This is a genomic window from Methylobacterium sp. CM6247, assembly GCF_054817925.1.
Window position 1 is genome coordinate 1095729 of record NZ_JBTXKX010000003.1, and the last position, 18744, is coordinate 1114472.

General features: G+C 66.7%; 16 protein-coding genes. 4 read left to right on the plus strand and 12 right to left on the minus strand.

Annotated elements, in window-relative coordinates:
- Position 1: 1 nt before the first annotated feature.
- From ACYQOP_RS06005 to ACYQOP_RS06015, 3 genes are all read right to left on the minus strand, one after another.
- Positions 2-775 (minus strand): ferredoxin--NADP reductase, encoded by a 774-nt coding sequence (locus tag ACYQOP_RS06005; protein WP_056454539.1) that lies wholly within the window; start codon positions 773-775, stop codon positions 2-4.
- A 362-nt stretch (positions 776-1137) separates the two neighbouring features.
- Positions 1138-2766, minus strand: coding sequence for a methyl-accepting chemotaxis protein (locus tag ACYQOP_RS06010; RefSeq protein ID WP_461221685.1), 1629 nt, complete (start codon positions 2764-2766; stop codon positions 1138-1140).
- A 745-nt stretch (positions 2767-3511) separates the two neighbouring features.
- Entirely contained in the window at positions 3512-4447 is a 936-nt protein-coding gene (locus ACYQOP_RS06015) for a ring-cleaving dioxygenase (RefSeq protein WP_461225206.1), read from the minus strand.
- 153 nt (positions 4448-4600) lie between these two features.
- Here ACYQOP_RS06015 and ACYQOP_RS06020 point away from each other — a divergent pair, with 153 nt between their 5' ends.
- Positions 4601-5224, plus strand: coding sequence for an FMN-dependent NADH-azoreductase (locus ACYQOP_RS06020; protein WP_461221686.1), 624 nt, complete (start codon positions 4601-4603; stop codon positions 5222-5224).
- Positions 5225-5234: 10 nt separating this feature from the next.
- Here the strand turns inward: ACYQOP_RS06020 and ACYQOP_RS06025 are convergent, their stop codons facing one another.
- From ACYQOP_RS06025 to ileS, 6 genes are all read right to left on the minus strand, one after another.
- Positions 5235-5831 carry a HupE/UreJ family protein gene (locus ACYQOP_RS06025; protein ID WP_461221687.1) on the minus strand — a complete coding sequence of 199 codons (597 nt, stop codon included), beginning with the start codon at positions 5829-5831 and terminating at the stop codon, positions 5235-5237.
- A 195-nt stretch (positions 5832-6026) separates the two neighbouring features.
- Positions 6027-7328 carry a M16 family metallopeptidase gene (locus ACYQOP_RS06030; protein WP_461221688.1) on the minus strand — a complete coding sequence of 434 codons (1302 nt, stop codon included), beginning with the start codon at positions 7326-7328 and terminating at the stop codon, positions 6027-6029.
- Between the two features lie 63 nt (positions 7329-7391).
- On the minus strand, positions 7392-8777 hold the full coding sequence (locus tag ACYQOP_RS06035; RefSeq protein WP_056423183.1) for a M16 family metallopeptidase: 1386 nt from the start codon (positions 8775-8777) through the stop codon (positions 7392-7394).
- Positions 8778-8961: 184 nt separating this feature from the next.
- Positions 8962-9591 (minus strand): hypothetical protein, encoded by a 630-nt coding sequence (locus tag ACYQOP_RS06040; protein ID WP_207413047.1) that lies wholly within the window; start codon positions 9589-9591, stop codon positions 8962-8964.
- Between the two features lie 209 nt (positions 9592-9800).
- Positions 9801-10301 carry a signal peptidase II gene (lspA, locus tag ACYQOP_RS06045; RefSeq protein ID WP_461221690.1) on the minus strand — a complete coding sequence of 167 codons (501 nt, stop codon included), beginning with the start codon at positions 10299-10301 and terminating at the stop codon, positions 9801-9803.
- Between the two features lie 163 nt (positions 10302-10464).
- Positions 10465-13449, minus strand: a complete 2985-nt coding sequence (gene ileS / locus ACYQOP_RS06050; RefSeq protein WP_461221691.1) for an isoleucine--tRNA ligase — start codon at positions 13447-13449, stop codon at positions 10465-10467.
- Positions 13450-13923: 474 nt separating this feature from the next.
- On the opposite strand from ileS, the gene ACYQOP_RS06055 reads away from it, so the two are divergent.
- Positions 13924-14193 carry a hypothetical protein gene (locus ACYQOP_RS06055; RefSeq protein ID WP_056423171.1) on the plus strand — a complete coding sequence of 90 codons (270 nt, stop codon included), beginning with the start codon at positions 13924-13926 and terminating at the stop codon, positions 14191-14193.
- A gap of 133 nt (positions 14194-14326) precedes the next feature.
- On the plus strand, positions 14327-14575 hold the full coding sequence (locus ACYQOP_RS06060) for a hypothetical protein (protein WP_207413051.1): 249 nt from the start codon (positions 14327-14329) through the stop codon (positions 14573-14575).
- 86 nt (positions 14576-14661) lie between these two features.
- Here the strand turns inward: ACYQOP_RS06060 and ACYQOP_RS06065 are convergent, their stop codons facing one another.
- From ACYQOP_RS06065 to ACYQOP_RS06075, 3 genes are all read right to left on the minus strand, one after another.
- Complete coding sequence (locus ACYQOP_RS06065; RefSeq protein ID WP_156467655.1) at positions 14662-15216, minus strand: MarR family winged helix-turn-helix transcriptional regulator; 555 nt, start codon at positions 15214-15216, stop codon at positions 14662-14664.
- Between the two features lie 333 nt (positions 15217-15549).
- Complete coding sequence (locus ACYQOP_RS06070) at positions 15550-15939, minus strand: response regulator (protein ID WP_056423399.1); 390 nt, start codon at positions 15937-15939, stop codon at positions 15550-15552.
- 82 nt (positions 15940-16021) lie between these two features.
- Positions 16022-17245, minus strand: a complete 1224-nt coding sequence (locus ACYQOP_RS06075; RefSeq protein WP_461221692.1) for an adenosylmethionine--8-amino-7-oxononanoate transaminase — start codon at positions 17243-17245, stop codon at positions 16022-16024.
- Positions 17246-17572: 327 nt separating this feature from the next.
- Between ACYQOP_RS06075 and ACYQOP_RS06080 the strand changes: the two genes are divergently transcribed.
- A complete protein-coding gene (locus ACYQOP_RS06080) occupies positions 17573-18742 on the plus strand; it encodes an aminotransferase class I/II-fold pyridoxal phosphate-dependent enzyme (RefSeq protein WP_461221693.1) in 1170 nt (389 codons plus the stop codon).
- The last annotated feature ends 2 nt before the right edge of the window (positions 18743-18744 follow it).

An 18744-nucleotide genomic window follows, 5' to 3' on the forward strand; every position in this document is an offset into this window, starting at 1 on the left:
GTCACTTCTCGACGAAAGCCTTCTCGATGACGTAGTGGCCGGCCTCACCATGGTTGCCTTCCACGTAACCGCCGCTGGTCAGCATCTCGCGGGTGTCGCGGATCATGTCCGGCGAGCCGCACAGCATGAACCGGTCGTTCTCCACCGACATCGGCGGCAGGCCGATATCCTCGAACAGCTTGCCGGAGGTCATCAGGTCGGTGATCCGGCCGCGGTTGCGGAAGGGCTCGCGGGTGACCGTGGGGTAATAGATCAGGCCGGCGGAGATGACCTCGCCGAGGAACTCGTGGTTGGGCAGGTCCTGCGTGATCGTCTCGCCATAGGCGAGTTCCGAGACCTGCCGGCAACCATGGACGAGAACGACCTTCTCGAAGCGCTCGTAGGTCTCCGGGTCCTTGATGATCGACATGAACGGCGCGAGGCCGGTGCCGGTGCCGAGGAGATAGAGGTTCTTGCCCGGCATCAAATTGTCGAGAACCAGCGTGCCAGTAGGCTTCTTGCCGACGATGATCGGGTCCCCGACCTTGAGGTGCTGCAGCCGGGAGGTGAGCGGGCCGTTCTCGACCTTGATCGAGAAGAACTCGAGCTCTTCCTCGTAATTGGCCGAGACCACGCTGTAGGCGCGCAGCAGCGGACGGCCCTCGACTTCGATTCCCATCATCACGAACTCGCCGTTGCGGAAGCGGAACGCGGGGTCACGGGTGGTGCGGAAGGAGAACAGCGTGTCGGTCCAGTGATGGACACTCAGTACACGCTCCTCGTTGAACTTGCTCATCGACGGGTCCGTCTCAAACTTCGCTTGCGAATCTCGGCCTTCAGCCGGGTCTTCTCGCACCTGCGGCACGCCCGTCAAGGCATAGCAGGCGCGCAGGCAGCGAAACCGCCAACTGTCTGGAATTGCTCTTACTTGAGGGCGGCGATGCCTCGGGCGATGCGACCTCGTCCCGATTCCTTCTCAGGATCTTGCGGGAACGCGGGTGGGAAGGGGCATTCGCGGGGCTCCCATGCCCTCACCGGGGGGGGAGGGAGAGTGTCCGCCCAAGGCGGCGGGCTGCATCGCGACGCATGCCGCCCGCCTCATCGAGAGGCGGGCGGCGCTGATAGTCCTCGACCGGAGAAGGGCGATCGGCCCTCAGTTCAGGCGGCGCGCACCGTATGCAGGAACTTCTGCACTTCCGCGCTCAGCCGCTCCGCTTGCCGTGCGAGTTCCGACGAGGCGGTGAACACTTGGCTGGCGCCGGCGCCGGTCTCCTGCGCCGCACGGGCAACGCCGGTGATGTTGGCGCTGACCTCGCCGGTGCCGATCGAGGCTTGTGCCACCGAGCCCGCAATCTCCCGAGTCGCGGAATCCTGCTGCGCGACCGATGCGGAGATGGCGGCGGCCGTCTCGTCGATCCCGTGGATGGTCGAGGAGATCCCGTCGATGGCGCTGGCTGCCTGGCGGGTGGAGGATTGGATCGCCCCGATCTTCGCGGAGATTTCCGTCGTGGCCTTGGCGGTCTGGTTCGCGAGCTCCTTCACCTCGGAGGCCACCACCGCGAAGCCTCGGCCCGCTTCTCCGGCCCGCGCAGCTTCGATCGTCGCGTTGAGAGCGAGGAGATTGGTCTGGCCGGCGAGGTTGGAGATGAGGTTCACGACATCGCCGATGCTGGCGGCGACCTCGCGAAGTTCCGACACCGCCAGTGCGGTCTGCTCCGCCTCACGGACGGCGGCGGCGGTCATGTCCGCCGAACGTGCGACCTGACGACCGATCTCCGCCACCGAGGCGCCCAGTTGTTCGGCCGAACCGGCCACGGCGGTGACGTTGGCCGAAGCTTCCTCGGCGGCCGACAGAACCGCGCTGGACTGTGCCGACGTCTCCTCGGCGGAGGCCGTCAACTGCGAGGCGGTAGCCTGCATTTCGGTGGCCGCGGCGGACACCATGCTCACGATCCCGCCGACCGCCGCCTCGAACTCGTCGGCGAGGCTATGCATTCCGGACTTGCGTTCCGTTTCCGCGACGAGGCGCAGGCGCTCGGTTTCCGTCTCGAGGGCGCGGTTGCGGATCATGCCGTCCTTGAACACCTGAACCGCCGACGCCATGGCGCCGAGTTCGTCCGTGCGCGTCCGATCCGGGATCGCGACCTCGACATCGCCTGCTGCCAGCCGGTTCATCGCGTCCGTCATTCCGCGTATCGGCCGGGCGACCGCGATCATCGAGAAGAGGGCCGAGCCGGCCTGGAGGAGGATCGCTACACCACCGATCACGAGGCCCAGAAGGGTGGCGGTTTCCACGGCACCGGCCGACGACAGCCGCGCCTCGTCCGTGAAGCGCTGCGCATTGGACAGCGATTGCTCGATGGCGATGAGGGCCTTCTTGCGAACACCGTTCCGCTGTTCCCCCGTCAACGCCAGGGCCGCCTCGTCGGTCCTCTTGCGACCCTGTTCGTACGTAATGGTGGCTGCCGACTTGAGGGCGAGTTCCGTGAACTGCGCCAGCCCAGCATCGATGTCCTTGAGGACGTCGGGCTTCAGGGCGATACGGATCGGTGCCTTGAGGCCTTCATGGGCTGAATCGAAGCGCGTCCTGATACGGCCGACGGCCTCCTTGTAGGCCTCTTCCGTTTCGGACAGGCGCGCGTCGCGGAAGGCGACTTGAATCTGGGACAGGCCGAGCTGCGCGTTCTTGATGCCGTCGAGGATCGTCTGCTCTCGGCCAACGGCTTCGATAGAGCTCGTGATCCGCTGGTTTCCCATCCACTGGTTGGCGACCAATCCGACCGCCATTAGAATGCCAAGGCCTGAGAAAAACCCCAATTTCTTCGCGATCGACAACTTGAACATCGTTCAGCCTGAGTTCCGATGGGATGGGAGAATGTCGGAGGCCTTTTCACTGCTCTTGCCGACGGGAGGTTTCGCCTCCGATGTGCGTTATCGCCAATACGGGCTAAATATTTCTTAATTCGATCGCCTTTTCAGGCGAGTACTGTTTTCCAAAGAATTACTCAGATAAAGCAGACTGAAACGACAGGCCAATGCTCTTTCCGCCGGGATCCCGGCTCCCCCACTCCAGACTCAGCCGTTCTGGAAGAAGGGGGATCATGCTCACCGTCATGATGTATCTGTCAGCAAGCCGCCAGAATTGGTCCGATCAGCCCAACAGGGTTGATCTAGACGAAGTGGGGATCATTGCTGAGCGTTGCGGATGCTTGTCGATCTGACGGAGTGGACGCGCAGAGGCATCCATTCGTTGCTTCCCTCGAACAGAATCACGCTGACAAAGTGAGTGCTGGTGACTTGGTTCGGGCGAAAAATGACGGCGGCGCGGGCAATCAACGCCCGTTCCCGGTTTCGTCGTCTGACGTAAGTAGTTCGCATTGGCCAGCCAAAGCTTCACCTCGCTCTGGCCTCTGAACGGTCACCGGTTCGAGGACGCAGAACCGGTGACCACTTTTGCTGAACCTGCTAGCCGAAACCGGTCCGCGCCGGGGCTCGTCTCATGCCGAACCTGCTCGGGGTAGTCGTCTTGCGGTCAGAGAGGCTTCAGCCCGGCTTCGATCTCAGCGCGGCGTCCTTCGAGGAAGGGCGGCAAGGACAGGCGCTCGCCCAGGGTCTCCAGCGGCTCGTCGGCGGTGAAGCCCGGACCGTCGGTGGCGATCTCGAACAGGATGCCGTTGGGCTCGCGGAAGTACAGGCTTTTGAAATAGTAGCGGTCCACCGGGCCGCTGGAAGGCATGCGGCGCTGTTTCAGCCTGTCGGCCCAACCTGCGTAGTCCGCATCGGGGACGCGGAAGGCGACGTGGTGGACCGCCCCCGCTCCCTGGCGCGCGGGCGGCAGGTCGGGTTGGGCGATGAGGTGAAGCTCGGCACCGGCGCCACCGTCCCCCATCTGCCAGACGCGGACTTCGCCTTCCGGCAATTCATAGGTGCGGGATTGGCTCATCCCCAGTACGTCGGCCAGAACCGCCTCGGTCGCCTCGATCCGCGCAAGGCTCAGACGGATCGGCCCCAGACCGCGGATCTGCCGCTCTACCGGCACCGGGCTGGCGGGCCAGGGATGGGCCTCTCCCGCGCCACCGTCATCCACCAGCATCAGGCGCTGGCCTTCCCGATCCTCGAAATCCAGGGTGAGGCGACCGTCGCGCAGGACGGGCTCCTCGTGGATCACGCCGTCTCGCGCGAGATGCTCGCGCCACCAGGCGATCGTGCCCTCCCCCGAGACGCGGAACGCCGTCCGGACGATGCTGTCGGTGCCCCGGCGCTCGGGTGGCGCCGGCCAGTCGAAGAAGGTCATGTCGGTGCCGGGCGAGGCGACGCCGTCGGCGTAGAACAGGTGGTAGGCCGAGACATCGTCCTGATTCACCGTCTTCTTCACGAGCCTCAGCCCGAGGCTCCGCGTGTAGAAGGCCGCATTGTCGGCGGCCCGCGCGGTGATGGCGGTGAGGTGATGAAGTCCGGTGAGGTGCATCAGCCTGTCCTTCGAATGACGAGGGAAAGCTGACATGGGTCATCCGACGCCGGAATGCGATGCCCCTGCGTACCATCCGCGAAGGGAGCGTGCCCCTAGGCCGGGGCGGAATGCGCGATAGATCCCTCGCTCACCGACCCTCGGAGTTCCCGCATGCCCCACCTGCTCTACGTCGAAGCGTCACCGCGCAAGGAACGCTCGGCGTCGATCGAGGTCGCCCGCGCCTTCCTCGATGCCTGGCGTGCGACTCATCCGGAGGGCAAAGTGGACATGCTCGATGTCTGGAACACGGCGCTTCCGGACTTCGACGGGGAAGCGCTGGCGGGCAAGTACGCGGCCCTGGCGGGCGAAACCTTGAGCCCCGCGCAGGAGGAGGCCTGGGTGGCGATCCGCGCACTAGCGGACAGGTTTCGGGCGGCGGACCTGATCCTGTTCGCGGTGCCGATGTGGAACTACACCATCCCCTACAAGCTCAAGCACTTGTTCGATCTGGTCTCGCAGAAAGACCTTCTCTTCACCTTCGACGAGAGCGGCCAGAATGGGATGCTCGATGCCACGGCCGTCGTCATCAATGCGCGCGGCGTCGCCATCGGCACGGATTTCCCGGCCGAGATCTACGACCATCAATCGACCTACATGGCCACCTGGCTGCGCATGGTCGGCATCACCGACGTCCACCAGATCGCGGTCGAGAAGGGATTGATGGGAGCCGATCTCGACCGGCAATCCCGTGACGAGGCCCGCGCCAAAGCCGAAGCCCTGGCGCGAAGGCTGTAGGGCTACGCTTTCAGAAAGCGCCGGCCAGGAGGCCGAGACCGGCGGCCGCGAAGGCTGCGCCGGCGACACGTAGCGCCGGACGGCCATTCTGCTCACCGAGGCGGCCCATGCCGAGGCCGAGACCGAGACCCACGGCGTGGAGCAGGGCGGTGGCAGCGACGAAGCCAGCGCCGTAGGCAAGGCCCGAGGCCGCCTCCGGCATCTCGGCACCGTGGGCATGGCCGTGGAACACCGCGAAGACGCCCACGAGCGCCATGGCGGCCGCGACCGGCATCGTCAGGCGCAGGGCGACGGCGGCACCGAGCACGGCGACGGACAGGGCGATGGCGGTCTCCACATGCGGAAGCACCACGCCGGACGCACCGAGCGCGCCGCCCACCACCATCATGCCGATGAACGACAGCGGGACGAGAAGGATCGCGCGGCCGCCGACCTGCGCGGCGACGAGGCCCACCGCCACCATGGCGAGCATATGGTCGAGGCCGGTGAGCGGATGGAGGAAGCCATGGGCGAGCCCCGACGCATCGCCCTGCCCGGTATGCGCCAGGGCGGGACCGGCCATGAGGCCGAATGCCAGACCCGGCAGAATTCGAACGAAACGCGTCATCCCTACTCTCCCCGAAGCCCCGAAGGCCATCACCCGTCCTGAATGCAGGACGTGATCGGTCCTGGCAACGGTCGTGCCGACGCGACGGCGGGCAGAATCAGGTAGACTTGGCAGGACGGTGACGTTCCCCGATGCGTGGGGCGCGAAAGGCACCCGATCCGGGGCCCGGCCGACACGCCGCGAGGCATGCGAATCCTACAGGAAATCGGTGGGCCGCCCCGCCGCCACAACGAGCATCCTACCGTCGGCGAAGGTGCGGGCGCCGGCGCGGCGGATATCCGCCTGGGTTACGTTCGTCACCATCTCGTTGCGGCGGGCGAAGTAATCCATCCCCAGCCCTTCGAAGGAGATCTGCACGAGCTGATGCGCGATCTTGGTCGAGGTGTCGAAGCCGAGCGCATAGGAGCCGGTGAGATAATCCTTGGCCTTCTGCAACTCCTCGTCGGACGGGCCGTCGCTGATGAGCCGTCCGATCTCGTCGCCGATCACCGACAGGGCTTCACCGACGCGCTCGTTCTTGGTGGCCGTGTAGCCCCAGGTCATGGCGCTGGCGCGGTGGCTGACGAGGGAGGTGCCCACGGAATAGGCCAGCCCCCGCTTTTCGCGCACTTCCTGGAAAAGGCGCGAGGTGAAGGAGCCGCCGCCCAGGATATGGTTGAGGACGTAGGCGGGGATGAAGTCCGGGTCCTTCCACGGCACGCCGCCCATGCCGAAGCGCAGGACCGATTGCGGCACGTCGATATCGACGGCGACGCGGCGACCGAGCTGACCGACCTGCGTCTGCGGCACGGCATTCAACGGTCCGGCCTCGTCGAGGACGCCGAAAGCGCGGTTGAGGGCATCGGCCAGACGGTTGGAATCGATGGCGCCGACGGCGGCCACCTTGAGTCCACCCCGGCCGATGAGTTGCCGATGCATCGCCACGAGGTCGTCACGGGTGATGGCCGCGATGCTCTCCGGGGTGCCGGAGGACGGCCGGGCATAAGGATGGCCCGCATAGGCCTCGGCGAAGAAACGGCGTGAGGCCATCACGCCCGGATCGTTCTGCTGGTAGCGCAGGCCGGCGAGGGTCTGGGCACGGACCCGCTCGATGGCGTCAGCATCGAAGCGCGGCTTGGCCAGCGCGAGGGCCAGGAGATCGATGGCCTCGTCGGCGTGCTTGACCAGCATCTTCAGGGAGCCGCCGACCGCATCGGCGCCGGCATGGAACGACAATTCGATGGCCCGCGCGGCCAGCCGCTCCTGGAAGGCATCGGAGGAGAGGTCGCCTGCGCCCTCGTCGAGGAGGCGGGCCAGCATCTGGGCGACGCCGCCCTTGCCCTCGGGATCCTGTGCGGCACCGCCCTCGAAAGTGAATGCCAGGGCGATCATCGGCACCACAGGCGATTCCACGTGCCAGGCTTCGATCCCGGCGGCGGCGGCCACCGGAAGCGCCACCGTGGGAGCGTCCGCGCCGCGGGCGGTGGTATCGACCAGATTGGCTTCGACCGAGTTCATGAGAACCTCATTCTTTTTCTGGGCGCCCGGGCCGGCATCAGCGGGATCGCGCGAGGGCTCGCCTCACGCAGCGGCGGCGTCGGGATCGCGCGTCTTCGTCAGGTATCCGGTCACGGAGCGGGCGGGGATCAGGTAGCGCTCGGCGACAGCGGCGAGCCGGGCCTGCGTGACCCCCTCGATATCCGAGGGCCAGCGACGGACCTCCTCGATGCTCTCGCCGATCGCGAGGGCCGAGCCGTAGATTCGGGCCAGCGAGGATTGGCTGTCGGAAGAATAGACTGTCTCGGCCACGAGCCGGGTCTTGGCCCGCTCGATCGCCTCCGGGCCCAGCGCTTCGGAGGGAACGCGGCGCAGGACGCGGTCGACCTCCTCCTCCAGCCGCTCCAGGCTGACGCCCTCGGCCGGGATGGCGTAGACCGAGAAGCGGGTGTCATCGATGGCCGAGCCCATGTACCAGGCACCGGCATTCACGGCGACGCCGAGTTCCATCACCAGCTTGCGGTAGAGGAACGAGGTCGAGCCGCCGCCCATCACCTCGGCCAGGAGTTCCAGGGCATGGCACTCGCCGTCGCGGGCGGTCATGCAGGACGGGGTGAGATACAGGCGCTGCAGGGTCGGCTGCTCCACCTTCGGATCGGCGACGCTGAGGCGGCGCAGGGCGCGGGGCTCCGGCTCCTTGGCGCGGACCCGCACCGGTCGCGATCCGCGCGGCGTCACGAGGCCGTAGGTATCGTCGGCAAGGCGGCGGACCTCATCGGGCGTCACATCGCCGGCGACGACGAGGATCGCGTTCTCGGGGGTGTAGAAGCGGTTGTAGTAATCCAAAGCGTGGGTGCGGTTGAGATCCTCGATCTCGTGCATCCAGCCGATGATCGGTGTGCCGTAGGGGTGATGCACGAACAGCGAGGCAGCCATGGCCTCCGAGAGCTGCGCCGACGGATCGGTCTCGACCCGCATGCGGCGCTCTTCCAGCACCACGTCGCGCTCGGGCGCCACGACGGAATCTTCGAGGACGAGACCGGTCATGCGGTCGGCCTCGAACTCCATCATGGTCTTGAGATGGTCGCGGGCGACGCGCTGGAAATAGGCGGTGTAATCGTAGGAGGTGAAGGCGTTCTCCTGCCCGCCGAGGCCGGAGACGGCCTGCGAGAACGCACCGACCGGATGCTTCTCGGTGCCCTTGAACATGAGGTGTTCGAGGAAATGCGCGATGCCGGACTGTCCGATCGGATCATCGGCAGAACCGTTGCGGTACCACACCATGTGGGTCACCACCGGGGCGCGGTGATCGGGCACCACCACGACGTCGAGGCCGTTATCGAGGGCGAAGGCGGAGACTTCGGGACCACCTGCCTCGGACCGGCCGAAGGGCGCAGCCTCGGCCCGGCCCGCATGGCCGTAGCGGCGGTTGAGCGAGAACCCGGGCGTATCCTTCCGCAGCAGATGCATCGTCTTTTCCTTGATACGTCGGCCACACGTGACCGCCCGTCATGAGCGCAATGCCTGTTGCGCACTCCTCGGATGCCGTGAGCCCGAGGAACGAAGTCAGGGCAAATCCCGTACCGACACCGGCCGGGCGTTACCCTCGCCCTCTCGAAGAGCCGGACCAAGCAGGTCCGAGATTCGAACTCGCCTAACGTCCCCGGATGTAGGCACCCGGATCGGCTTCTTCACGCTCGCGCGAGGGATTGTTGATCGGGTCGCTGTTGTTCCGGGCGACCGCCTTCGGAGCCTTACGGTATCCGTTCGGCGGATCGGTCAGCGTATCGCGATCGGGCTCGACGAGAATCGGCTCGGCCTTCTCCTCGCGCTTGCCGAAAATGTCGAAGGGGCTCCAGATCGAAGACGAAGCACCGTCGCTTTCGGGACGACCCGGCTCGGTACGCACGCTCGCGTCGGCACGGCGACCGCCGCGCATCTCGTCGAGCGAGAGCGTCATGTTGTTGTCGTCCATCCGCCCCTGTGCCCCGCGGGAGATCGGCTTCCTCGCGTCGGCGAGTTCGCGCTCGCGTTGGACGATCTCGGGATCCTTGGGCCATTGCGGCGTGGCGGTGGCGGCGCGCGGCGGCGGCAGCGCCTTGCCGTCGAGCTTGGGCGGCATCACCAGGGGCGCCCGCTCACGGTAAGTGATGGCCGGCTTATCGGCCTCGATCAGGCCCATGCTGCTCAGGGTGTCGCGCATGAACACGCCCTGCTGCGCCTGCGCGCCGCTAGCGGCGAGGAGTCCGGTAAGGCCCAGGATGAACCCACGATGCCCGATCATGCTGCCCCCAAATTACGCTGGCTCGCAGATTGCGCCAGCTCGAATGCGTGCCTGCCCGGAAGGCACCGGCGTTCGTTGGTCGATGCCGATCCTGCCCTCGTGGCCTGACGGCGGTTTCAGGCGATCGTATGGCGCCTTGACCGCAGCGCACCAGCCTCACGGAGATAAGGATCCGTATTGTGGTTTACGGAACACAGCCACGCGAATCTTCAGGTCTCGCCGGGCGAGGCCCCGTCGCGAGGGCGCCGGACCGGGATCAGGCTGTCGATGAGGAGGCCGACCACACCGGCGACGATGGCCGCATCGGCGATGTTGAATACGTACCAGGACCATGCTCCTGCATGGAGATGGACGAAATCGAACACCGCGCCGTAGGCCGCACGGTCGATGGCGTTGCCGATCGCCCCGCCCGCGATGAGGCCGAGGGCGGCGGCCAGGAGCGCCGACGAGGCACGGCGCATCCAGGCGATCATCCCGATCGAGGCCGCCACGGAGACTGCCACCAGGATCCAGCGACCCAGGCCGCCATCCTGCTGGAACAGGCCGTAGGAAATCCCGCGATTCCACACGACGACGAAATCCACGAAGGCGGTCAGGTGCCAGGGCTGCGTCAGCACCAGGTCGGTGCCGAAATAGAGCCAGAGCTTGGAAGCCTGATCGAGGACGAGGGTGGTCAGGAGGACGACGAGGCCAAGGCGGAAGGAGGTCATGGCCACACTCGTCCCTTTCCCGGTCGCGAACGAGGTCGGCCCTCGCCTGAGCTTGGGTCAGGTGAGGGACGCGCCGCGTCGCTCGGAGACGGCGCCCGCTCCTCCGGTCGCTTCATGACCGGCCTCCCCCGGAAAAGAGGGATGGCCGCCCGGCGCATTCGGATCACGCCGCCCCCGCCCCGCCATGGACGGCGTCCCACTCGCGCAACGCTTGGGCATCGCGCGGCGTCACGTCCGGATAGGCGGGATCGGACCCGACAGTCTCCGAGACCCGCCACGACCGGGCGCATTTGCGTCCCTGGGCCAGCCCCGGGACCAACGCCACGCCCCGCACATCGTCGAGCCGGAAAGCGTCGGCCGGCCCCTCGCCCGCCTCGATGGTGATGCCGGAGGTGATGCAGACTTCCGAGAAGTCGATTCCGTCGAGGGCCGTGAGCAGGTCGGGATCGGCGATGAACACGGTCGGCGCCGCCTCGAGGCTTGCACCGATGCGCTTGGCTGCGCGCTCGATTTCTAGGGCGCCGGTGACGACCCGGCGGACGCGGCGGATCTTCTGCCAGCGCTGAGCCAATGCGTCGTCGCGCCAGGACGTCGGCGTTTCGGGCAGGGTCTCGAGATGGACCGAACCGACGGCTGACGGATAGCGATCGAGCCAGGCCTCTTCCGCCGTGAAGGCGAGCACGGGCGCGAGCCAGATCGTCACCCGGCGGAAGGTTTCGTCGATCACCTGCAGGGAGGCACGGCGGACCTGCGACGAGATCGGGTCGCAATAGAGCGCGTCCTTTCTCACGTCGAAATAGAAGGCCGAGAGATCGCCGGTCATGAATCCGTTGAGCAGGGCCACCACGCGCTTGGTGTCGAAGCTGGCGTAGGCCTCGCGGATCTCACCGTCGAGCTCGCAGAGGCGATGCAGGATGAGCCGCTCGAGTTCGGGCAGCTCGGCATGGGGCACGGCCGGCCCGGCCTCGAAATGCGCCAGCGAGCCGAGCATCCAGCGAAGCGAGTTGCGAAGCTTGCGGTAGGTCTCGGCGAAAGTCTTGATGATCTCGGGGCCGATGCGCAGGTCGTCGGCATAGTCCGAGGCCGCGACCCACAGGCGGAGGATATCGGCACCGGAATCCTTGATGACGCTTTGCGGCGCCACGACGTTACCCTTGGATTTCGACATCTTCAGCCCTTTCGGGTCGAGGACGAACCCGTGGGTGAGGACGATGTCGTAGGGCGCACGTCCCCTGGTCCCGCTCGATTCGAGCAGCGAGGACTGGAACCAGCCGCGATGCTGATCGGAGCCTTCGAGATACATCACCGTGTCGAGGCCGCCGTCGCGCTTACGCACGACACCCGACAGGCCGGGAAACATCTCAGGGTCGTCGAGCACGAAAGCATGCGTCGAGCCGGAATCGAACCACACGTCGAGGACGTCGGTCACCTTCTCGTACTCGGCCGGATCGTAATCCGGGGCTAGGAAGCGAGCGCCGTCGGCATCGGTGAACCAGGCATCCGCCCCTTCCGCCTTGAAGGCTGCCGCGATGCGGGCATTCACGGCCTCGTCGCGCAGGACCTCGCTGGTGCCGCGCTTGACGAAGACGGTGATCGGCACGCCCCAGGCGCGCTGGCGCGACACCACCCAGTCCGGGCGGTTGGCGACCATGCCGTTGATGCGGTTCTTGCCCTGGGTGGGCACCCATTGCGTCTCGTCGATGGCCTTCAGCGCCACGTCGCGCAGTGTCTTCTCGCCCAGCGCCTCCACCGGCCTATCGAGGGCGATGAACCATTGCGGCGTATTGCGGAAGATCACCGGCTTCTTCGAGCGCCAGGAATGCGGATAGCTGTGCTTGAGCGTGCCACGCGCGACCAGGGAGCCGGCCTCCGTCAATGCGGCGATGACCGCCTTGTTGGCGTCTCCCTTGTCGCCCTTCGGAGTCAGAACGAGTTTTCCCGTGAAACCGGGCGCCTCTTCGGTGAGCGCCCCGTCGGCATCGACGGTGTAGGGGATACGGGTCTCGATGCCGCGCTGGGCAAGGGCCCGGCCATTGGCCGTCCAGACCTCGAAATCCTCGCGGCCATGGCCCGGCGCCGTATGGACGAAGCCTGTACCGGCCTCGTCGGTGACGTGGTCGCCGTCGAGGAGGGGTACCGCGAAATCGTAGCCGGGGACGTGCCCGGCGAGCGGATGCGAGAGGGTGAGGCCGCCAAGCTCAGCGGCCGTGACGTCCCTGACACGCTCGAACTTCTCCACGCGGGCCGAGGCAAAGATCCCGGCGGCCAGGCTATCGGCCAGGATATAGCTGTCGCCGGTCTTGGCCCAATTCTCTTCGGCGGCCTGAGTCACCCGGTAGAGCCCGTAGGCGACGCGCTTCGAATAAGCGACGGCGCGGTTGCCCGGCATCGTCCAGGGGGTCGTGGTCCAGATCACGATCCGCGAAGCGGCCAGGTCATCGGGCGCCCCTGCGGTGAGCCGGAACGCCGCGAAGATCGTGTCGCTGACATGGTCCTCGTATTCGACCTCGGCCTCGGCCAGGGCGGTCTTTTCCACCACCGACCACATCACCGGCTTCGAGCCGCGATAGAGCTGCCCTGTCATGGCAAAGGTCATGAGTTCACGGGCGATGGCGGCTTCCGCCGGAAACGCCATGGTCGCGTAGGGGTGCTCCCAATCGCCGGTGACGCCTAGGCGCTTGAACTCGGCGCGCTGCACGTCGAGCCAATGCGCGGCGAATGTCCGGCACTCCTGGCGGAACTCGATGACCGGAACGTCGTCTTTGTTACGGCCCTTGGCACGGTACTGTTCTTCGATCTTCCACTCGATCGGCAGGCCGTGGCAGTCCCATCCCGGAACGTAATTGGCGTCGTAGCCAAGGGCGCCTTGGCTGCGGACGATGACGTCCTTCAGGATCTTGTTGAGCGCCGTGCCGATATGGATGTTGCCGTTGGCATAGGGCGGCCCATCATGGAGCACGAATTTCGGCCGGCCGGCCGCCTTCACGCGGATCTGGCCATACAGGTCGATGGCGGCCCAACGCTCCAGCAGGTGAGGCTCGCGCACCGGCAATCCGGCCCGCATGGGGAACTCGGTCTTGGGCAGGAACAGGGTCTGCGAATAGTCGCGGGCGGGCAGGCCGGCGTCGGTGGCTGTCGAAGCGGTCATGGAATCTTCTGCGAAACGGTGCGCTGATCTTCAAGACGATCGGCATTGGGCCGATGTCGGCGAACGGAGGCGGTGCGACCGCCCTCCCGGCTCCCGCTCGGGCCGCCGCAGCGGCCTTCAGGCGGAGGCCGGGCTCGTAATTCGAAGGCGGCTCGCGCCGCGCGGGACGTCAAGAACGCGCATTCCCGGCTTCTAGCAGCGCCGGACGGCAGAAACCAGCAGCGGTGCGAGAGTCGTCGGGCAATCGCTTGAAGCCATCCCAATGCGCCTCTCATGTCCTCTTCCTGGACCCGGTCCACCATGGAACCGCGAGCGCCCGGCGGGATCGATGCCACCTTTTCGAAGCTCGGCCGTTATCAGTCTATGCGTGACGGCGCGCCGTCCTTGTCGAGGACGGTGCCGATCCGAACGCTCGAAGCCGAATCGGCCGCGAACATGCGGCCGGTTTAGGAACGAAAGAGAAGGAAAGCCGTCATGAAGAAGGCATTGCTTGCTGCCACCCTCGTCCTATCCGCCTTTGCGCTGTCGGGCGCGGCCGAGGCCCAGGGCCTTCCCGGTGGTGTCCGTCGCGGCGCGGCCGAGGGTGACCGGGTCGGCGGACCGATCGGTGGCATCGTGGGTGGCGCGGTCGGTGGCGCAGTCGGGACCGTCAACGGCGCCCTCGGGATCGATCCGGGTCGCAGGGCCTACCGGACGCGCATGAATTCGCGTCGCCACTACCGCCACCACCACCACCGCCGCTGAGGCGAATCCGAACCGGCCTTCCCGCGACAGGGAAGGCCGGCGGGCTTCTCTGCAACGCTCGCCATTGGTTTAAGAGTGTCTTTATGGAAGTGTGGCAACGTCGGTCCGACGATACCGAGGGACCGTCTGCGAAATGGCAAAATGGATTCCGCTGACGGCCCTTTTCGGTCTCGTCTGCCTCATGGTGATCCCGACACCAGGCGTCATCGGTATCCTGATCGGGAGCGCCTGCGCCTTCGCCATCATCGTCAGCGCCATCATCATGATGATAGACCGGCTTGCCGGACGTCTCGCGCGCCGGTTGGAGCGCCGCAAGCTGCGGCGCGCGCCCAAGCCTAAGCTGGGTGTCCACGCGAACTCAGGCATCGCCAGAAAAATCTGAGGGCGCTCCTCAGTTCGGCACGCGCAGGTTTCCCCCCCAGTGACGCGTCACCGATTCGCTGACCGAAGAGCAGAATCCCAAAGGGTTCAGTCGAGGCGGTCGGCCTGGATCGGCACGACCAGCGCATCGGGCTCGTCGTCGTCGAGTTCGATATCCGAGTCTCCGTCGACCTCGTGGCCGGTGACGCCGGACACGTCGGCGAGGTTGCGGGCGGCCTTGCGCAAGAGCTTGCGCAGGCGACGCCGCTCCTTGCCGTCGAAACCGTCGAGCATTTCGGCTTCGACATCGTCCCAGATGCGCTCGATGGCCTCCGCCTTGGCGAGGCCCGTATCGGTAAGGCGCACGCGCACGACGCGACCATCCCCGGCTTCTGCACGACGCTCGACGAAACCGAGGGCCGCGAGGCGCGAGATCGTCTTGGAGGCGGTGGGCGGACGAACCCTCAAAGTGGCGGCCAGATCTCCCATGGTCATGGTTCCGGCAACGGCCAGTGCCTGCACCACTTGTTCCTGTCCGGCGAATAGATCGAGGGCGGCCAAGCGGTCGCCGACTCTGGAACGATGCAGCCGCGCGGCCTGAACCAGGGCCCAGCCGACACTCTTCGAACCGGGAGGACGGATACGCTTGTCGGACTTGCCCATCGTCTGCTCGCTATCCCTATCGGCCTCGCCGAGCTTGCCTATTTCGGATTTGTCCATTTCGGACTTGCCCGAGGGTGAGGCCTTGCCGGACGACACCGTCCCTCGCTGATCAGCCGAAACCATCGCCGCCCGACTCCACACTTGCAGACAGCCACGCTCTTCCCGCACGGCCAGATGGCACAGGCGGGATCAGCGGGCTATTTGGGCGCATGTGGCGTCCGGCTCGTGAAGCTGGGATGACAGTCGGCTTAAATTCGCGCCAAATCGACGGTCGGCAAAGGACTCTTCGCCGACCGGCTCCATGCTGAGGAGGTCCGAACCTATTCGGAGGCCTCAGCAGGGCATCAGGCTCCTGATCTGCTGAAGGATGTCCTCTCCGGTGCAAGGCCTGGAGATGAAGCGGGCGCCTGCGGGAATCCGCTCCGGATCAGGCGCGGCGCGGCCAGACACGATGACGATCGGCAAAGTCGGCCGGGCCTCCGACACCGCGTTGGCGAGTTCGAACCCGTTGACCTTGCCCGACAATTCCACATCCGTGATCAGCCCGCAGATATCGGGCCGGGCCTGCAGGATGCCGAGGGCGCGCTCCGCAGACGCGCATTGCACCGTCTCATAGCCGCCATCCTCGAGGACATCCCCGAGGTCCATGATCGTCAGGGCTTCATCCTCGACGAGGAGGATCACCGGCCTGTCGTCGTCCGAGCGCGTCGTCTCATTCACCACGATGCCCACCCTTCACCGTTTGACCCAACCTGATCCAACGATAAACATCCGTTCAGGTTGCAGGGTGGAAGCGGACAGATTTTCAGCTCTGCGCCTCCGCGTCGACCGATGCCCGGACCACATGGGTCACGGCTTCGCAGAGCCGGTCGAGATCGCCCGGCGCGATGGTCAGGGCCGGCGTCAGGTAGACGATGTCGCCGAAGGGACGGACCCAGACCCCCTGCTCCACGAAGCGCGCCTTGAGCGCCGCGAGATCGGGTGCGCGTGCGAACTGGACAGTTCCGATGGCTCCGAGGACGCGGATGTCGGCGATACCGGCGAGGCCGCGAAGGCCGGAGAGCCCATTACGCAGGCGGAGTTCGATCGCCCGCGCCTGATCCAGGCGCGGCTCGGTCTCGAACAGGTCGAGGCTGGCATTGGCGGCGGCGCAGGCGAGAGGGTTAGCCATGAAGGTCGGCCCGTGCATCAGCGCCGCCGCGGGATCGTCGGACAGGAAAGCCTCGAAGACCGGACGCCGTGCGATCGTCGCGGCAAGCGGCATGGTGCCGCCGGTAAGCGCCTTCGACAGGCAGAGGATGTCGGGCGCGATTCCGGCCTGCTCGCAGGCGAACAGGGTGCCGGTGCGGCCGAAACCCGTGAAGATCTCGTCGGCGATGAGAGGCAGTCCATGCCGCTCGGCCGCCCGCGCCACCCGTGCCAATGTCTCGGGCGCGTGCATCACCATGCCGCCGGCCCCCTGGACCAGGGGCTCGACGATGATCGCCGCGAGGGTATCGCCATGCTCGGCCAGGGTGCGGTCGAGGGCGTCGGCGGTGGCGTCGTCGCGCGGAAGATCGCAGAAGACCTGGGCAGGCAGATAGGCGCCGAAGCGCCGGTGCATGCCCTCTTCCGGGTCGCAGACCGACATCGCCCCCATCGTGTCGCCATGGTAGCCGCCACGGAAGGCGAGGAAGCGGCTGCGTCCGGCGATGCCCCGGTTGAGCCACATCTGAGCTGCCATCTTGAGCGCCACCTCCACCGCCACCGAGCCGGAATCCGTGAAGAACACGTGGTCGAGGTCGCCCGGCGCCAAGGCGGCGAGGCGGGACGCCAGGCGCTCTGCCGGCGCATGGGTCAGCCCGCCGAACATCACATGGGGCATGGTGTCGAGCTGGGCCGCGACCGCGTCGCGGATGTGGGGATGGTTATAGCCATGGACGGCGGTCCACCACGACGCGATACCGTCGATGAGTTCGCGTCCGTCGGCGAGCACGATCCGCGAGCCGGAGGTGCGCACGGCTTCGAGCGGAGGCGCCGCATTCCTCATCTGCGTATAGGGCCGCCAGAGGGAGTTTTTCGGACGCGCAGGCAATCGTGGGGCAGGCATTCACGGGGGATGGGCGCGCGAGGCCGAACGGTCAAGGGAGCGAGCCGCAACCCGATCTGAAAGCCGCTGGAGGCAGGGTCGGTGACCGGCCTTCCAAAGGGATCCGGTTTTTCTCCGGGACCATCCTATGCCTCTCGAGAGACCCGAGTTCGTCCCCGGCACAGTTCCTCACGCTTCACGCCCTAGCCTCATCGAAAGGAATCGGCCGCGCGAGTGGTCGCACCACTCGCTTGACATCGCGATGGCGCGGGCTTCCTTCCCGGTCCCATGTCCGACCTCGACCGCCCCACCAGCCTCGAAGCGTTCGCCCGCGACCATCTCGCCCGCCTCGACGAAACCTCCCTGCGCCGGCATCTCAATCCCACCACGCGTGGCCCGCAGGCGGCGGCGACGCGGCATGGGCGCAGCCTCGTCTCGTTTTCCTGCAACGATTATCTCGGCCTGTCGCAGGATCCGCGGGTCATCGCAGCGGCTCAGGCCGCGACCGCACTCTACGGGACCGGCGCCGGCGCCTCCCGTCTCGTCACCGGCAGCCACCCGCCCCTCGCGGCCCTGGAAGAGCGCCTCGCCGCCCATAAGGGGACGGAGGCGGCTCTCGTCTTCGGTAGCGGCTATCTCGCCAATCTCGGCATCGTCTCGGGGCTCGCCGGCCCACGCGACCTGATCCTCGTGGACGCGCTCGGCCATTCCTGCCTCTGGGCGGGGGCGCGGCTCTCCGGCGCGAAAGTGATGCGGTTCGCCCATAACGATCTCGGCGATCTCGAAGCGCTCCTGACCAAGCACCGCTCCCGCCACCAGCACGCGCTGATCCTCACGGAGCGCGTCTACAGCATGGACGGCGACCGGGGGCCGATCGCCGACATCCTGACTCTCGCCGACGCGCACGACGCCTGGACATTGGTGGACGACGCCCACGGCCTCGGCGTGATCGCAGCGGATGCCCGCGCTCCCCTCGAAATGGGCACCCTGTCGAAGACGCTCGGCTCCTATGGCGGCTATCTCTGCGCGTCCCGCGCCGTGGTCGACCTGATGACGAGCCGCGCCCGCAGCTTCGTCTACACCACCGGCCTGCCGCCGGCTTCGGCGGCCGCCGCCCTGGCCGCTCTCGACATCGTCGAGGCCGAGCCGGATTTCGCAGCGCGTCCGCTCGCCCTCGCCCGCCGCTTCACCACGCAACTCGGCCTTCCCGAGGCACAGAGCCCCATCGTCCCCATCGTCATCGGCGAAGCGGACGCCGCGCTCGGCCTTTCGGCCGCTCTGGAAGAGCGGGGCTCCCTCGTCGTCGCCATCCGCCCGCCCACGGTACCGGCCGGGACGGCGCGGCTGCGTGTGGCGTTCTCCGCCGCGCATACGGAGGCGCAGGTGGATGGGTTGGCCGAGGCGGTGATGAGACAATGGCCACGAACCCTCCCCCCTTTCCGGGAGAGGGTTCGCTAGAC

Bases quoted from the DNA above. Each gene is read 5' to 3' on its own strand.
- ACYQOP_RS06005 (WP_056454539.1), bottom strand. From the start codon at position 775: ATGAGCAAGTTCAACGAGGAGCGTGTACTGAGTGTCCATCACTGGACC.
- ACYQOP_RS06010 (WP_461221685.1), bottom strand. From the start codon at position 2,766: ATGGCGGTCGGATTGGTCGCCAACCAGTGGATGGGAAACCAGCGGATC.
- ACYQOP_RS06015 (WP_461225206.1), bottom strand. From the start codon at position 4,447: ATGCACCTCACCGGACTTCATCACCTCACCGCCATCACCGCGCGGGCC.
- ACYQOP_RS06020 (WP_461221686.1), top strand. From the start codon at position 4,601: ATGCCCCACCTGCTCTACGTCGAAGCGTCACCGCGCAAGGAACGCTCG.
- ACYQOP_RS06025 (WP_461221687.1), bottom strand. From the start codon at position 5,831: ATGACGCGTTTCGTTCGAATTCTGCCGGGTCTGGCATTCGGCCTCATG.
- ACYQOP_RS06030 (WP_461221688.1), bottom strand. From the start codon at position 7,328: ATGAACTCGGTCGAAGCCAATCTGGTCGATACCACCGCCCGCGGCGCG.
- ACYQOP_RS06035 (WP_056423183.1), bottom strand. From the start codon at position 8,777: ATGCATCTGCTGCGGAAGGATACGCCCGGGTTCTCGCTCAACCGCCGC.
- ACYQOP_RS06040 (WP_207413047.1), bottom strand. From the start codon at position 9,591: ATGATCGGGCATCGTGGGTTCATCCTGGGCCTTACCGGACTCCTCGCC.
- lspA (WP_461221690.1), bottom strand. From the start codon at position 10,301: ATGACCTCCTTCCGCCTTGGCCTCGTCGTCCTCCTGACCACCCTCGTC.
- ileS (WP_461221691.1), bottom strand. From the start codon at position 13,449: ATGACCGCTTCGACAGCCACCGACGCCGGCCTGCCCGCCCGCGACTAT.
- ACYQOP_RS06055 (WP_056423171.1), top strand. From the start codon at position 13,924: ATGAAGAAGGCATTGCTTGCTGCCACCCTCGTCCTATCCGCCTTTGCG.
- ACYQOP_RS06060 (WP_207413051.1), top strand. From the start codon at position 14,327: ATGGCAAAATGGATTCCGCTGACGGCCCTTTTCGGTCTCGTCTGCCTC.
- ACYQOP_RS06065 (WP_156467655.1), bottom strand. From the start codon at position 15,216: ATGGGCAAGTCCGACAAGCGTATCCGTCCTCCCGGTTCGAAGAGTGTC.
- ACYQOP_RS06075 (WP_461221692.1), bottom strand. From the start codon at position 17,245: ATGAGGAATGCGGCGCCTCCGCTCGAAGCCGTGCGCACCTCCGGCTCG.
- ACYQOP_RS06080 (WP_461221693.1), top strand. From the start codon at position 17,573: ATGTCCGACCTCGACCGCCCCACCAGCCTCGAAGCGTTCGCCCGCGAC.